This is a genomic window from Streptomyces sp. DS1-CR2 (assembly GCF_055760475.1).
The window spans coordinates 3,599,694-3,613,154 of sequence record NZ_CM147085.1 but is presented as its reverse complement, the minus strand read 5'-3'; the positions used below and the strand labels follow the sequence as shown (position 1 = coordinate 3,613,154).

The window sequence follows — 13,461 nt, the reverse complement described above, 5'->3', positions numbered from 1 at the left end:
CTTCGGCTGGGAGACTTCGAGCGTAGAGACTTGAAGTGCGTTGCGGGAGGGGGCGTCTGGGTGTCAGGCGGGCGCGTTCACGAGATACTCCGTAGGGATCACGGCTTCCCCGCGCGAGAGCTGCGTCGCCGAGAGCGGCAGCCCGCCGAGCGCCTCGATGTGCCGCTCGCGTGCCGCGTCCAGCGGCTCGCGCGCGACGACCGTGCCGCCCTTGACCAGCTCGACCAGGAGCTGCCGGTCGACGAGCTCGGCCGGGACGGGACCCGTGCCGATCACCTCGGCCTCGGCGGCACCCTGATCGTCGCGCCGCCGTGCGGCCCACTTGCGCCCGCCCACGGACGTCTTCGCGCCCATGGACTTCTTTGCCACGGGCAGCAGCGGCGCCTTCGGGTCGTCGGACTCGGCGCGCGCGACGAGCTTGTAGACCATGGAGCACGTCGGGTGCCCCGAGCCGGTGACCAGCTGCGTGCCCACGCCGTACGCGTTCACGGGCGCGGCCGCGAGCGAGGCGATGGCGTACTCGTCGAGGTCCGAGGTGACGACGATCTTCGTCTCGGTGGCGCCGAGTTCGTCGAGCTGCCCGCGCACGCGGTGCGCGACGAGCAGCAGGTCCCCGGAGTCGATGCGCACGGCGCCGAGCCCGGGCCCGGCGATCTCCACGGCGAGGCGCACGGCCTCCGTGACGTCGTACGTGTCCACGAGCAGGGTCGTGCCCTCGCCGAGGGAGTCGACCTGGGCGCGGAACGCGTCGCGCTCGGTGTCGTGCAGCAGCGTGAAGGCGTGCGCGGACGTGCCGACCGTCGGGATCCCGTACCGGAAGCCGGCCGCGAGGTCCGAGGTGGTGGCGAAGCCGCCCACGTACGCGGCGCGGGACGCGGCGACGGCGGCCAGCTCGTGCGTGCGGCGCGCGCCCATCTCGATCAGCGGCCGGCCGCCCGCGGCGGAGGCCATGCGGGAGGCGGCGGCGGCGATCGCCGAGTCGTGGTTGAGGATGGAGAGGATCACCGTCTCGAGGAGGACGCACTCCGCGAAGGTGCCCTCGACCCGCAGGACGGGGGAGCCGGGGAAGTACACCTCGCCCTCGGGGTAGCCCCAGATGTCGCCGCTGAAGCGGTAGGCGGCCAGCCATTCGAGGGTCGGCTCGTCGATGATGCCGCGCTCGCGCAGAAAGCCCAGTTCGCCGGCGTTGAACCGGAAGTTCTCGACGGCGTCCAGCACCCGGCCGGTGCCTGCCACGACGCCGTAGCGGCGGCCCTCGGGCAGCCTGCGCGTGAAGACCTCGAAGACCGAGCGCCGGTCGGCCGTGCCCGCCTTGAGCGCGGCCTGGAGCATCGTGAGCTCGTAGTGATCGGTGAAGAGCGCTGTCGACGGAACATCCACCGGCAGGCCAAGGTCCGCTGTGTTCATATCCGGGATGCTACCCCCAATTAGCGTCAGTGTGACGATTTCCGTGCCCATTTGTGCGGTCGCCGCCCCCTAGTGGCAGCATGGGCTGTGTGACGGCTCCTGCACCCCTAGAGATCGAACGCACCGAGTCGGCGGAGGAGACCTTCGCCGTACCCGAGCCGGACGTTCCCTGGATCACGCTCGTGCACAACGACCCGGTCAACCTCATGAGTTACGTGACGTATGTCTTCCAGACGTACTTCGGATACTCGAAGGACAAGGCCACCAAGCTGATGCTCGATGTGCACCAGAAGGGCCGCGCGGTCGTCTCCAGCGGGTCCCGCGAGGAGATGGAGCGCGACGTGCAGGCCATGCACGGCTACGGTCTGTGGGCCACCCTTCAGCAGGACCGCAAGTAGCGCACGCAAGCAGCGACGGAGTAGCGACGCACCTGATGCCAGGACACTTCGAACCGATTCCCGGCGGCGGCGCTGCCGTCGCGCTCGACGAGGTCGAGATCTCGATCATCCGCTCCCTGGCGGTCCAGCTCCTGGAGCTGATCGGCCCCGGGCCCGGCGGGGACGCGTCCGGCGACCCGCTCGCCGAACTCTTCGCGGAGGGCCCGAGCGAGCCGCCGTCCGACCCGGTCCTGCAGCGCCTCTTCCCCGACGCCTACGGCGGCCCGGGCGACGAGGAGGCGACGGCGGACAAGGCGGACGAACAGCGCGCGCACGCCGCCGAGTTCAGGCGCTTCACCGAGAACGACCTGCGGGCCGGCAAGCGCGAGGACGCGCTCGCCCTGATCCGCTCGCTCGACGCGCTGATGTCCTCCGGCGAAGGGGGAGCGGTCCTCAAGCTCTCGCCCGAGGAGTCCGTGTGCTGGATGCGCGCGCTCAACGATCTGCGCCTCGCGATCGGCATCCGTCTCGACATCACCGACGAAGAGGACGCGGATCTCCTCTACCGGCTCCCGGACGAGGACCCGCGCAAGCCGATGGTGATGGCGTATCTGTGGCTGGGCGGGCTCCAGGAGACTCTGGTCGAAACCCTTATGCCCTGAACTGTCGGGACATGTCGACCGGACGCTGAGAGTCCGCATGTAAGCGCGTTCGCTCAGCGGTTGCTCAATTCCGGATAACGATCCTGTTACTCGAGTGGCCGCGTATGCCATACGAGGGGCTTTTTGTCCGGTTTTTCCAGTGGTGTGTGCCACACGTGGCTTTCTCGATCAGTGTTGCCGCCGTGATAAATCTTCACGACCGCCCGACGGACGCCACCCCTGTCCCGTCGGGTGCGCCCCGACCGGCAGACCGCCGGTAGGCACAGCTCCATCCATCCAGGGGGCCAGAACCCCGAGGATCGTCACAGTCGATCCGAGCCGCAGCGGCACGGATCGGCATGGAGAAAGGCGCAACACCATGACCTCAGTGCAGGTCGGAAAACAACACGACGGCAATGAGGCCGTGCAGGCCCCCGGCGAGTCCGGCGAGGGCGAGGGCTACCAGCGCGGACTCGGTGCCCGGCAGATCCAGATGATCGCCATCGGCGGCGCCATCGGGACCGGCCTCTTCCTCGGCGCGGGCAAGGGCATCTCGAAGGCGGGCCCCAGCCTGATCCTCGCGTACGCCGTCGCGGGCCTCGTCATCTTCTTCATCATGCGGGCGCTCGGTGAGCTCCTCATGTACCGCCCCGTCTCGGGCTCCTTCTCGGAGTACGCGCGTGAGTTCATCGGCCCCTTCGCGGGCTTCGTGACCGGCTGGACGTACTGGCTCTTCTGGGTCGTCACCGGCATCACCGAGGTCACCGCGGCCGCCCAGTACATGAAGTACTGGACCCACGACAGCGTCCCGCAATGGCTCACCGCGCTCGTCTTCACCCTCATCCTCTACGCCGTGAACCTGATCTCCGTGAAGCTCTTCGGCGAGCTGGAGTTCTGGTTCTCGATGGTGAAGGTCACCGCGATCGTCGGCATGATCCTCATCTGCGCCGGCATCCTCACGGTCGGCTTCTCCGACGCGGGCGACACCGCCTCCGTCACGCACCTGTGGTCCGACGGCGGCTTCTTCCCGAACGGCATCGGCTCCACCCTCATGACCCTCCAGATGGTCATGTTCGCCTTCCTCGCCGTCGAGCTCGTCGGCGTCACCGCGGGCGAGTCCAAGGACCCGAAGACCGTCCTGCCCAAGGCCATCAACACCGTGCCGTGGCGCATCGCCGTCTTCTACGTCGGCGCGCTGATCATGATCCTCTCGGTCGTGCCGTGGACGAACTTCCAGCCGGGCGTCTCGCCGTTCGTCGCCGCCTTCGAGAAGATGGGCCTCGGCGTCGGCGCCGCCATCGTCAACTTCGTCGTCCTGACCGCGGCCCTGTCGTCCTGCAACTCCGGTATGTACTCCACCGGCCGCATGCTGCGTGACCTCGCGCTCAACGGCCAGGGCCCGAAGTTCTTCACCAAGCTGACGAAGTCCGGCACGCCCCTCATCGGCACGACGGTCTCCGCCGCGATGATGCTGGTCGGCGTCTGGATCAACTACCAGTGGCCCGGCGAGGCGTTCAACTACGTCGTCTCCTTCGCCACCATCTCCGGCATGTGGGCCTGGATCGTCATCCTGATCTGCCAGATCCGCTACCGCATCAAGGCCGACCGCGGCGAGCTGCCCCAGTCCTCCTTCAAGGCTCCCGGCGGCATCATCCCCAGCATCCTGGCGCTCGGTTTCATCGGCATGGTGATCGTGCTGATGGGCATCGACAAGGACGCCCGCGTCTCGCTCTACTGCGCGCCGCTGTGGGCCGTCATCCTCGGCATCTCGTACGTCGTCCTGCGCAGCCGCAACCCGCAGAGCGCGGCGTTCGCGAAGCGCAAGCAGCCGGAGAAGTCCGAGCAGTCCCAGTAGTCCAGCAGGCCGGCAGTCCGGGGCAACCCCCCGGGTCTCAGCATCCGGGCCCTCCCGTACCGCACTCCGGTACGGGAGGGCCGTCTGCTTATCCTGAGCCCCATGCTGACCCTGACCCAGGCCCTCCACGACCAGATCGTCGCCCACGCGCGCGCCGACCACCCCGACGAGGCGTGCGGCGTCGTCGCGGGACCGGTGGGCACCGGCCGGCCCGAGCGCTTCATCCCGATGCTCAACGCCGCCCGCTCGCCCACGTTCTACGAGTTCGACTCGGGCGACCTGCTGAAGCTGTACCGCGAGATGGACGACCGGGACGAGGAGCCCGTGATCATCTACCACTCGCACACCGCGACCGAGGCCCACCCCTCCCGCACCGACATCACGTACGCGAACGAGCCGGGCGCCCACTACGTCCTCGTCTCCACCGCGGACACCGACGACGCGGGACCCTTCCAGTTCCGCTCGTTCCGGATCGTCGAGGGCGTCGTGACCGAGGAAGAGGTCGAGATCACCCCGTAGACTCCGGCCCCATACATCCTGTTGTCCCAGAATTCGGACGGATATCGACCGCATGCTGAGATCACATTCGGGGACCCCCACCGGGAATCGATACGATGAGCCCATGGTTCTCCACGACGTGAGTGACAAGACGCCGGGCATGCTGCTCGTGGCGCGCCTTCACGTCGACCTGTGCCGCCTCGCCAGCGCCATCTGTCCGCGCTGAACCGATTCGCCGTACGGCCGTGAGCCGCGGCGCCGCACCCGCGTACGACCCCGTACCCCGTACACCCAGGCACTGCCCCGCGCCGCCGCGCGACCACACCACGTGAATTCTCCCGACAGGAGCCCTCAGCCATGGCCATCGAGGTCCGCATCCCGACCATCCTCCGCACCTACACCGACGGCCAGAAGTCCGTCGAGGGCAGTGGGGACACGCTCGCCGAGCTCTTCGCCGACCTCGAGACCCGCCACGCGGGCATCCAGGCGCGCATCGTGGACGGCGAGCAGCTGCGCCGCTTCGTGAACGTCTACCTGAACGACGAGGACGTCCGCTTCCTGGACGGCATCACCACCAAGCTCGCCGACGGCGACAACGTCACGATCCTGCCGGCCGTGGCCGGCGGCATGGCCTGATCGGGATGCGGTACGACTCCCCGCTCGCCGCGGTCGGCAACACGCCCCTGGTGCGGCTGCCGCGGCTCTCGCCGTCCGAGGACGTACGGATCTGGGCGAAGCTCGAGGACCGCAACCCGACCGGCTCCATCAAGGACCGCCCCGCGCTCCACATGATCGAGCAGGCCGAGAAGGACGGCCGGCTCACCCCCGGCTGCACCATCCTCGAGCCGACCTCGGGCAACACCGGCATCTCCCTTGCCATGGCGGCCCGCCTCAAGGGCTACCGCATGGTGTGCGTCATGCCGGAGAACACCTCGCAGGAGCGCAGGGACCTGCTCGCCATGTGGGGTGCCGAGATCATCCCCTCGCCCGCGGCGGGCGGCTCCAACACGGCCGTGCGCATCGCCAAGGAACTGAGCGCGCAGCACCCGGACTGGGTGATGCTCTACCAGTACGGCAACCCGGACAACGCGGGCGCCCACTACGCGACGACCGGCCCCGAGATCCTCGCCGACCTGCCGTCCGTCACGCACTTCGTGGCGGGCCTCGGCACGACGGGCACCCTCATGGGCGTCGGCCGCTACCTGCGCGAACACAAGCCGGACGTCAAGATCGTCGCCGCGGAGCCGCGCTACGACGACCTGGTCTACGGCCTGCGCAACCTCGACGAGGGTTTTGTACCCGAGCTGTACGACGCCTCCGTCCTGACCACCCGCTTCTCGGTGGGCTCCGCGGACGCGGTGACCCGCACCCGTGAACTCCTCCAGCAGGAGGGCATCTTCGCGGGCGTCTCCACCGGAGCGGCGCTGCACGCGGCGATCGGCGTCGGCCGCAAGGCGGTCGCGGCCGGGGAGTCCGCCGACATCGTCTTCGTGGTCGCCGACGGCGGCTGGAAGTACCTGTCGACCGGCGTCTACACGGCTGCCACGACGGAAGAAGCGATCGAGACGCTGCACGGCCAGCTCTGGGCGTAAGCACGCTGACGCGAAAGCGGGGGCCGGGCCGGCAGCAACGCGGCCCGGCCCCCGCTCTCACGTCAGCCGGCCGCCGTCACCGCGCCAGATACCGGACCTGATCCCACACCACCGGGTCCAGCACCCCGGCCCTTCGCCGGAAGTCCCCCACGGGAACCTCACGCAGCTCATCCGTCTCCAGGAAGCTCGGTCTGCCGTGCGCGTCCCCGACCGACCCGGGCGGCAGCGCGATCACCCCGGCCCGCTCGTCGTGGTACTTGCTGGTGATCTTCGCGACGCGCACCCGCCGCCGGTGCACGGCCAGAACGAGGCACGGCCTGTCCGCCCGCCCGTCGCCCACCACCGCCCTACCCGACGGGCTGCGCCCGGCCCCTTCATCCCCCGGCCCGTCCTCGTACGGCACCTGCGCCCACCAGATCTCGCCCGGCTGCGGCCGCTCGCCGCGAGCGCGCGGTCCCCGCGGCGGGCGGGTCCGGCCGCCGGGCCGACGACGGTGCCCGCGCCCCCACCCGTCGACGAGCGCCGCGACGAGCGCGAGCAGCAGCACCGCGGCGAGCGCGAGCCACCATGACGTGTCCATACGGACGACGGTACCGGTGGCACCCGCGCGACGCCGCACCCGACGCACGCCCCCCGAACCGGTGACAGCACAGGTGAGTTCTCCCACAACGGCCCACGACGGAGGAGCGACCGGCCCTTTTGCGCCTTACGCTCGACGGACCGCTCGACCCCTTTTCCTTCTGTTCCCATCCCGCTCATATCCCGCTCTCTGACTGCCAGCGCGGAGGTTCCGGCTCTTATGAAGCTCACCGTCGTCGGCTGCTCGGGGTCGTTCCCGTCCGCGGATTCGGCCTGCTCGAGCTACCTCGTCGAGGCCGACGGCTTCCGGCTGCTACTCGACATGGGCAACGGCGCCCTGGGCGAGCTGCAGCGCCACTGCGGTCTCTACGACCTCGACGCGATCTTTCTCAGCCATCTGCACGCCGACCACTGCATCGACATGTGCGGCTACTTCGTGGCGCGTTACTACCGCCACGACGGCGGCCGCTGCGCCCCGATACCGGTCTACGGCCCGGAGGGCACGGAACAGCGCCTGACCACGGCGTACGCGGACACGCCCTCTGCCTCCTCGATGAGCGAGGTCTTCGACTTCCACACCGTGAAGCCGGGCTGGCACGAGATCGGCCCGTTCACCGTGCGCACGGAGAAGGTGAGCCACCCCGTCGAGGCGTACGGCATCCGCGTCGAGCACGGCGGCAGGTCGCTCACGTACTCCGGCGACACGGGCGTGTGCGTCGCGCTCGAGGAACTCGCCGCGGACAGCGACCTGTTCCTGTGCGAGGCGGCGTTCACGCACGGCAAGGAGAACATCCCCGACCTGCACCTCAACGGCCGCGAGGCGGGCGAGTCCGCGACCCGGGCCGGTGCCCGCCGCCTCGTCCTCACCCACATCCCGCCGTGGACGGACCCCCAGGCCAACCTCGCGGACGCCCGCGCCACGTACGACGGTCCGGCCGAACTGGCCGTGCCCGGGCGGGTGTACGAGATCTGAGCCCGGCATGACGAAGGCCCCCGGAACCGATTCGCCATTCGGTTCCGGGGGCCTTCGCCGTAGTGCGGGGGGCCGGGGCCTACTTGCTCTCGGCCTTGAGGATCTCGGCCAGTTCCTCGTCGGACTCACGGCCCGGCGTAGGAATGTTGAACTTGGTGATCGCGAACCGGAAGATCACGTAGTAGACCACCGCGAAGCAGAGGCCGACCAGCGCGAGACCCAACGGGTTGGTCGCGATACCGAGGTTGAGGAAGTAGTCGACCGCGCCGGCGGAGAAGCCGAAGCCGTCCTTCATGCCGAGCCCCCAGGTCAGTGCCATCGAGACACCGGTGAGCACCGCGTGGATCGCGTACAGGGCCGGGGCGATGAACATGAAGGTGAACTCGATCGGCTCGGTCACACCGGTGACGAACGCGGTGGCGGCGAGCGAGAACATCATGCCGCCGACGACCTTGCGGCGCTCGGGGCGGGCGCAGTGGACGATCGCGAGGCAGGCAGCCGGGAGGGCGAACATCATGATCGGGAAGAAGCCGGTCATGAACTGGCCGGCGCTCGGGTCGCCCTGGAGGAAGCGCGCGATATCGCCGCTCTTGCCCTGGTACGTACCGGCCTGGAACCAGGGGAACGAGTTGAGGAGGTGGTGCATGCCGATCGGGATCAGCGCGCGGTTGGCGACACCGAAGATGCCGGCGCCGACCGCGCCCGAGCCGACCAGCCACTCACCGAAGTTGTGCAGACCGGCGCCGAGCACGGGCCAGATGAGGCCGAAGACGATGCCGATGACCAGGCCCGCGAAGGCGGAGAGGATCGGGACGAGGCGGCGGCCGCCGAAGAAGCCCGCCCAGTCGGGCAGCTTGGTCCGGTAGAACTTCTGGTAGAGCAGGGCCACGACGACGCCCATGACCACACCGCCGAGCACACCGGCGTTGACCGGCGCCTCGTTCATGACGATCTTGCCGTCGACGACGGCGGCGACCTTCGGCAGGTTGCTGTCCGTGAAGGTGGCGAGCACCTTCTGGAAGACGAGGTAGCCGGTGACGGCCGCGAGCGCGGTGGAGCCGTCGGACTTCTTGGCGAAGCCGATGGCGATGCCGACGCAGAACAGCAGCGGCATGTTGTCGAGCAGCGCGCCGCCGCCGGCCGACATGTACGACGCCAGCTTGGTGATGAAGGTGGGGAACGAGTCCTTGCCGAGCATGTCGGGCTGCCCGAACCGGACCAGGAGCGCGGCGGCGGGCAGCACCGCGACCGGCAGCATGAGGCTGCGGCCGATACGCTGCATGACAGCCATCGCGCCCGCGCCCTTCTTCTTGGCGGCCGCGGGGGCGGCACTGGCCGTGGTCACAACTTCCTCCAGTAGGCAAGGCACCGCCCGGGGGACAAGGTGGGGACGGCGGCGTCTCGGGAACCCGGCCCTGCGGCCGCGTGGTCTACACCACTCAGTGGTGTAGACCTCAGTGGTGTAGACCTGTTGTAGCACGGTGAAGGTCGTATAAGGAACCTGCTCTTTCGCGGGATCCTTGTGCGCTCAGTCATATGCGACGGCGCGGAACAAAACCCCCGGACCAGGAGGTCCGGGGGTTTTGGGAGTGCGGAGGGGGAGCGGGCGGTCAGGCCTTCGTCGGTCAGGCCTTCGTGACGTCCTCGACCTGGTCCTCGGGCTCGCGGCCAGGTGTCTTCAGATCGAACTTGGTGATGGCGAACCGGAAGATCGCGTAGTAGACCGCCGCGAAGGCCAGCCCGATCGGGATGATCAGCCAAGGCTTCGTCGCCAGACTCCAGTTGATGACGTAGTCGATCAGACCCGCCGAGAAACTGAAGCCGTCATGCACACCGAGCGCCCACGTCACCGCCATCGAAACGCCGGTGAGGACCGCGTGGATCGCGTAGAGCACCGGCGCCACGAAGAGGAACGAGTACTCGATCGGCTCGGTGATGCCGGTGACGAACGACGTCAGGGCCACCGACAGCATCAGACCGCCGACCACCTTGCGGCGCTCCGGGCGCGCGGAGTGCGTGATCGCCAGGCACGCGGCCGGCAGCGCGAACATCATGATCGGGAAGAAGCCCGACGTGAACTGGCCCGCGTTCGGGTCGCCCGCCAGGAACATGTTGATGTCACCGTGGACCTGCGTGCCGTCCGGCTTCGTGTACGTGCCGAACTGGAACCAGATGGGCACGTTCAGGAACTGGTGCAGACCGACCACCAGCAGCGCGCGGTTCGCGATGCCGAAGATGCCCGCGCCGAGCCAGTCCAGACCCACGAGCCAGTCGCTGAAGCTCTCCAGGGCGTCACCGATCGGCGGCCAGATCCACAGACAGATCGCGGCGACGGCGATGGCGACGAAGGCCATGATGATCGGGACGAGCCGGCGGCCGTTGAAGAAGCCCAGCCAGTCGACCAGCTTCGTACGGTGGAAGCGCCGCCAGAAGAACGAGGCGAGCAGGCCCATGACAATGCCGCCGAAGACACCCGGGTTCTGGTAGGTGAACGCCGCCACCGTGTGGTCCGCCGACTGGCATCCGGTGGTGACCACCTCGGCGCCGGTCGCGCAGTCCTCGGGGAACTGGTGCAGGACGTTGTAGTAGACGAGGAAGCCGACGACTGCCGCGAGCGCCGTCGAACCGTCCGCCTTTTTGGCCATACCGATCGCCACACCCACGCAGAACAGCAGCGGAAGACCCAGCGCGCCGTCCAGCAGCGCGGAACCGGCACCGACCATCACCTTGGAGACATCGGTCCACCCCAGGCCCTGGTCGCCGAAGACGTCCGGCTGGCCGAGCCGGTTGAGGATGCCTGCCGCCGGCAGTACGGCGATGGGGAGTTGGAGACTGCGACCCATCTTCTGCAGACCCTGGAAGAGGTTGTTCCACGGGCTGGGTTTATAGACGGCCGCGCTGTCGGCGCTCATAGACGTCCTCCCGGAACAAGCCACTGCGGCGGTACGTTTGGCGGTCGTGGGAAACTGGTGTAGACCAGTTGCGGGACGGGTCGGTCGGCGCCGGCCTGTGAGGGCATGACGCCGTGATCGTCATCATTCGTCACGGGCTACATGACCGCCCGTGAAGATGGGCCAACCGTGGGCTACCGTGACAAAGCGGGCCCATGGCGGGCCGAGAGAGAAGTCAGGGAGAACCACATGGCCACCAAGGCTGAGAAGATCGTCGCCGGGCTCGGCGGGCTCGACAACATCGAAGAGGTCGAGGGCTGCATCACCCGCCTGCGCACCGAGGTCATCGACCCCAGCAAGGTCGACGAAGCCGCCCTGAAGGCCGCCGGCGCCCACGGCGTCGTCAAGATGGGCACCGCCATCCAGGTCGTCATCGGCACCGACGCCGACCCCATCGCCGCCGACATCGAAGACATGATGTGAGACCCCGGCAACCCGCCTAGGCAGCACACCGAGGAGGCCCTGCGCCGGACACCCGGAACGGGGCCTTCGACGTTTTCGCTAGGCTCCCCCCATGTCTCGCATCGACGGCCGCACCCCCGAACAGCTCCGCCCCATCACCATCGAACGCGGGTGGAGCAAGCACGCAGAAGGCTCCGTCCTCGTCTCCTTCGGCGACACCAAAGTCTTCTGCACCGCCTCCGTCACCGAAGGCGTCCCCCGCTGGCGCAAGGGCAGCGGCCAAGGCTGGGTCACCGCCGAGTACTCGATGCTCCCCCGCGCCACTAACACCCGCGGCGACCGCGAATCCGTCCGCGGCAAGATCGGCGGCCGCACCCACGAGATCAGCCGCCTCATCGGCCGCTCGCTGCGCGCCGTCATCGACTACAAGGCCCTCGGCGAGAACACCATCGTCCTCGACTGCGACGTCCTCCAGGCCGACGGCGGCACCCGCACCGCCGCCATCACCGGCGCCTACGTCGCCCTCGCCGACGCCATCACCTGGGCCCAGGGCAAGAAACTCATCAAGGCCGGCCGCCAGCCCCTCACCGGCACCGTCTCCGCCGTCTCCGTCGGCATCGTCGGCGGCATCTCCCTCCTCGACCTCTGCTACGAGGAAGACGTACGCGCCGACACCGACATGAACGTCGTCTGCACCGGCGACGGCCGCTTCGTCGAGGTCCAAGGCACCGCCGAGGCCGAGCCGTTCGCCCGCGACGAACTCAACTCCCTTCTCGACCTTGCCGTTTCCGGCTGCGCCGACCTCGCCACCGCCCAGCGCGCGGCACTCGAGGCCACCCTGGAAAGGTAAAGAGAACGCCAAGTAGGGTGGCAACCCGAAAGACGTCAACTGCGTCACCACGGACGGGCGCACGGCATCTCGCCGTGCGCCCGTCCGCACACAAGGGGAGGACCGTTCCATGGCCGCGCGCCCGCGACACCGTCGCCGCATCGCCGTACTCGCCACCACCGCCGCACTCATCGCCATACCGGCCGCCGCCGGCTGCGGCGCGCTCGACAAGGCGCTCGACTGCGTCCAGACCGCCGACTCCATCGCCGACAGCGTCAGCGACCTCAAGCAGGCCGTCGACAACGCGACGAACGACCCCGCGCAGGCCGACAAGGCCCTCGACTCCATCGACAAGAACCTCGACAAGATCGGCGACAAGACCGACAACGCCGACGTCTCCAAGGCCGTCGGCGACCTCAACACCGCCGTGGGCAACGTCCGTACGGCCATCAAGAACGGCGACGAAACCCCCGACATCAGCCCTGTCACCGACGCCGCGGGCGAACTGACCAAGGTCTGCACGCCGTAACACCGGCATGAACACCGGCATGAACACCGGCATGAACACCGGCATGAACACCGGCTTGAACACCGGCGCGATACTGGTCCCCATGACCCGCCTCATCCTCGCCACCCGCAACGCCGGCAAGATCACCGAGCTCAGGGCGATCCTCGCCGACGCAGGCCTTACCCACGACCTCGTCGGCGCGGACGCCTACCCCGACATCCCCGACGTCAGGGAAACCGGCGTCACCTTCGCCGAGAACGCCCTCCTCAAGGCCCACGCCCTCGCCCAGGCCACCGGCCTGCCCGCCGTCGCCGACGACTCGGGCCTGTGCGTCGACGTACTCGGCGGAGCACCCGGCATCTTCTCCGCCCGCTGGGCCGGCCGCCACGGCGACGACAAGGCCAACCTCGACCTCCTCCTCGCCCAGCTCGCCGACATCGACGCCGACACCCACCGCACCGCCCACTTCGCCTGCGCGGCGGCGCTGGCCATGCCGGACGGCACGGAGCGGGTTGTCGAGGGCCAGTTGCGGGGAGTGCTGCGGCACGCCCCGGCAGGTTCGGGCGGGTTCGGCTACGACCCGATCCTCCAGCCGGAAGGGGAGACGCGGACGTGCGCGGAGCTGACCTCGGACGAAAAGAACGCGATCTCCCATCGGGGGAATGCGTTTCGGGCGCTGGTGCCGGCGGTGCGGGAGTTGCTGGGCTGAGATGTGGCGAGGGGCGCGCCATGGGGCGCGCCCCTCATTTGCCGGTGCGGCGGAAGGGATTCGAACCCTCAAGCCCTGTCAGGGGCCACAGATCCTAAGTCTGCTGCGTCGCCACTGCGCCACCGCCGCTCGGCCGCCAT

16 protein-coding genes and 1 tRNA gene are annotated in these 13,461 nt (G+C 68.8%); 12 read left to right on the top strand and 5 right to left on the bottom strand.

Translation table 11 applies throughout. From position 1 onward, the window contains the following. Nucleotides 1–63 precede the first annotated feature (63 nt). Complete coding sequence (locus tag ACY0PA_RS17640; RefSeq protein ID WP_473085518.1) at nucleotides 64–1,407, bottom strand: nicotinate phosphoribosyltransferase; 1,344 nt, start codon at nucleotides 1,405–1,407, stop codon at nucleotides 64–66. An 80-nt stretch (nucleotides 1,408–1,487) separates the two neighbouring features. Here ACY0PA_RS17640 and clpS point away from each other — a divergent pair, with 80 nt between their 5' ends. The 7 genes from clpS (at nucleotide 1,488) to ACY0PA_RS17605 (ending at nucleotide 6,370) form a co-directional block, all read left to right on the top strand. Next, a complete protein-coding gene (gene clpS, locus ACY0PA_RS17635; protein ID WP_100593970.1) occupies nucleotides 1,488–1,805 on the top strand; it encodes an ATP-dependent Clp protease adapter ClpS in 318 nt (105 codons plus the stop codon). 35 nt (nucleotides 1,806–1,840) lie between these two features. Then, nucleotides 1,841–2,446, top strand: coding sequence for a DUF2017 domain-containing protein (locus tag ACY0PA_RS17630; RefSeq protein WP_473085517.1), 606 nt, complete (start codon nucleotides 1,841–1,843; stop codon nucleotides 2,444–2,446). 358 nt (nucleotides 2,447–2,804) lie between these two features. Further along, nucleotides 2,805–4,280, top strand: coding sequence for an amino acid permease (locus tag ACY0PA_RS17625; RefSeq protein ID WP_473085516.1), 1,476 nt, complete (start codon nucleotides 2,805–2,807; stop codon nucleotides 4,278–4,280). Between the two features lie 102 nt (nucleotides 4,281–4,382). Beyond that, nucleotides 4,383–4,799, top strand: coding sequence for a M67 family metallopeptidase (locus ACY0PA_RS17620; RefSeq protein WP_356289143.1), 417 nt, complete (start codon nucleotides 4,383–4,385; stop codon nucleotides 4,797–4,799). 103 nt (nucleotides 4,800–4,902) lie between these two features. Next, nucleotides 4,903–5,004, top strand: a complete 102-nt coding sequence (locus ACY0PA_RS17615) for a putative leader peptide (RefSeq protein ID WP_362906215.1) — start codon at nucleotides 4,903–4,905, stop codon at nucleotides 5,002–5,004. Nucleotides 5,005–5,135: 131 nt separating this feature from the next. Beyond that, the gene (locus tag ACY0PA_RS17610) at nucleotides 5,136–5,414 is read left to right on the top strand and encodes a MoaD/ThiS family protein (RefSeq protein ID WP_473085515.1); all 279 of its coding nucleotides are present in this window, start codon (nucleotides 5,136–5,138) and stop codon (nucleotides 5,412–5,414) included. Nucleotides 5,415–5,419: 5 nt separating this feature from the next. Beyond that, nucleotides 5,420–6,370 (top strand): PLP-dependent cysteine synthase family protein, encoded by a 951-nt coding sequence (locus tag ACY0PA_RS17605; RefSeq protein WP_356289146.1) that lies wholly within the window; start codon nucleotides 5,420–5,422, stop codon nucleotides 6,368–6,370. A gap of 76 nt (nucleotides 6,371–6,446) precedes the next feature. Here ACY0PA_RS17605 and ACY0PA_RS17600 read toward each other — a convergent pair whose 3' ends face one another. Next, a complete protein-coding gene (locus ACY0PA_RS17600; protein WP_473085514.1) occupies nucleotides 6,447–6,950 on the bottom strand; it encodes a type II toxin-antitoxin system PemK/MazF family toxin in 504 nt (167 codons plus the stop codon). Nucleotides 6,951–7,169: 219 nt separating this feature from the next. On the opposite strand from ACY0PA_RS17600, the gene ACY0PA_RS17595 reads away from it, so the two are divergent. After that, a complete protein-coding gene (locus ACY0PA_RS17595) occupies nucleotides 7,170–7,922 on the top strand; it encodes an MBL fold metallo-hydrolase (RefSeq protein ID WP_473085513.1) in 753 nt (250 codons plus the stop codon). A gap of 79 nt (nucleotides 7,923–8,001) precedes the next feature. Here ACY0PA_RS17595 and ACY0PA_RS17590 read toward each other — a convergent pair whose 3' ends face one another. Both ACY0PA_RS17590 and ACY0PA_RS17585 read right to left on the bottom strand, forming a co-directional pair. Next, on the bottom strand, nucleotides 8,002–9,267 hold the full coding sequence (locus ACY0PA_RS17590; protein WP_473085512.1) for a PTS transporter subunit EIIC: 1,266 nt from the start codon (nucleotides 9,265–9,267) through the stop codon (nucleotides 8,002–8,004). A 280-nt stretch (nucleotides 9,268–9,547) separates the two neighbouring features. Beyond that, nucleotides 9,548–10,834 carry a PTS transporter subunit EIIC gene (locus ACY0PA_RS17585; protein ID WP_473085511.1) on the bottom strand — a complete coding sequence of 429 codons (1,287 nt, stop codon included), beginning with the start codon at nucleotides 10,832–10,834 and terminating at the stop codon, nucleotides 9,548–9,550. Between the two features lie 141 nt (nucleotides 10,835–10,975). Between ACY0PA_RS17585 and ACY0PA_RS17580 the strand changes: the two genes are divergently transcribed. From ACY0PA_RS17580 to rdgB, 4 genes are all read left to right on the top strand, one after another. Further along, on the top strand, nucleotides 10,976–11,296 hold the full coding sequence (locus ACY0PA_RS17580) for a PTS sugar transporter subunit IIB (RefSeq protein WP_454399903.1): 321 nt from the start codon (nucleotides 10,976–10,978) through the stop codon (nucleotides 11,294–11,296). Nucleotides 11,297–11,387: 91 nt separating this feature from the next. After that, nucleotides 11,388–12,125: a ribonuclease PH gene (rph, locus tag ACY0PA_RS17575; protein WP_473085510.1), complete on the top strand. Its 738-nt coding sequence runs from the start codon at nucleotides 11,388–11,390 to the stop codon at nucleotides 12,123–12,125. 109 nt (nucleotides 12,126–12,234) lie between these two features. After that, on the top strand, nucleotides 12,235–12,633 hold the full coding sequence (locus ACY0PA_RS17570) for a hypothetical protein (protein ID WP_473085509.1): 399 nt from the start codon (nucleotides 12,235–12,237) through the stop codon (nucleotides 12,631–12,633). An 82-nt stretch (nucleotides 12,634–12,715) separates the two neighbouring features. Continuing rightward, on the top strand, nucleotides 12,716–13,321 hold the full coding sequence (rdgB, locus tag ACY0PA_RS17565) for an RdgB/HAM1 family non-canonical purine NTP pyrophosphatase (RefSeq protein ID WP_473086349.1): 606 nt from the start codon (nucleotides 12,716–12,718) through the stop codon (nucleotides 13,319–13,321). A 45-nt stretch (nucleotides 13,322–13,366) separates the two neighbouring features. Here rdgB and ACY0PA_RS17560 read toward each other — a convergent pair. After that, nucleotides 13,367–13,450: transfer RNA gene (locus ACY0PA_RS17560), tRNA-Leu, on the bottom strand. Nucleotides 13,451–13,461: the final 11 nt, after the last annotated feature.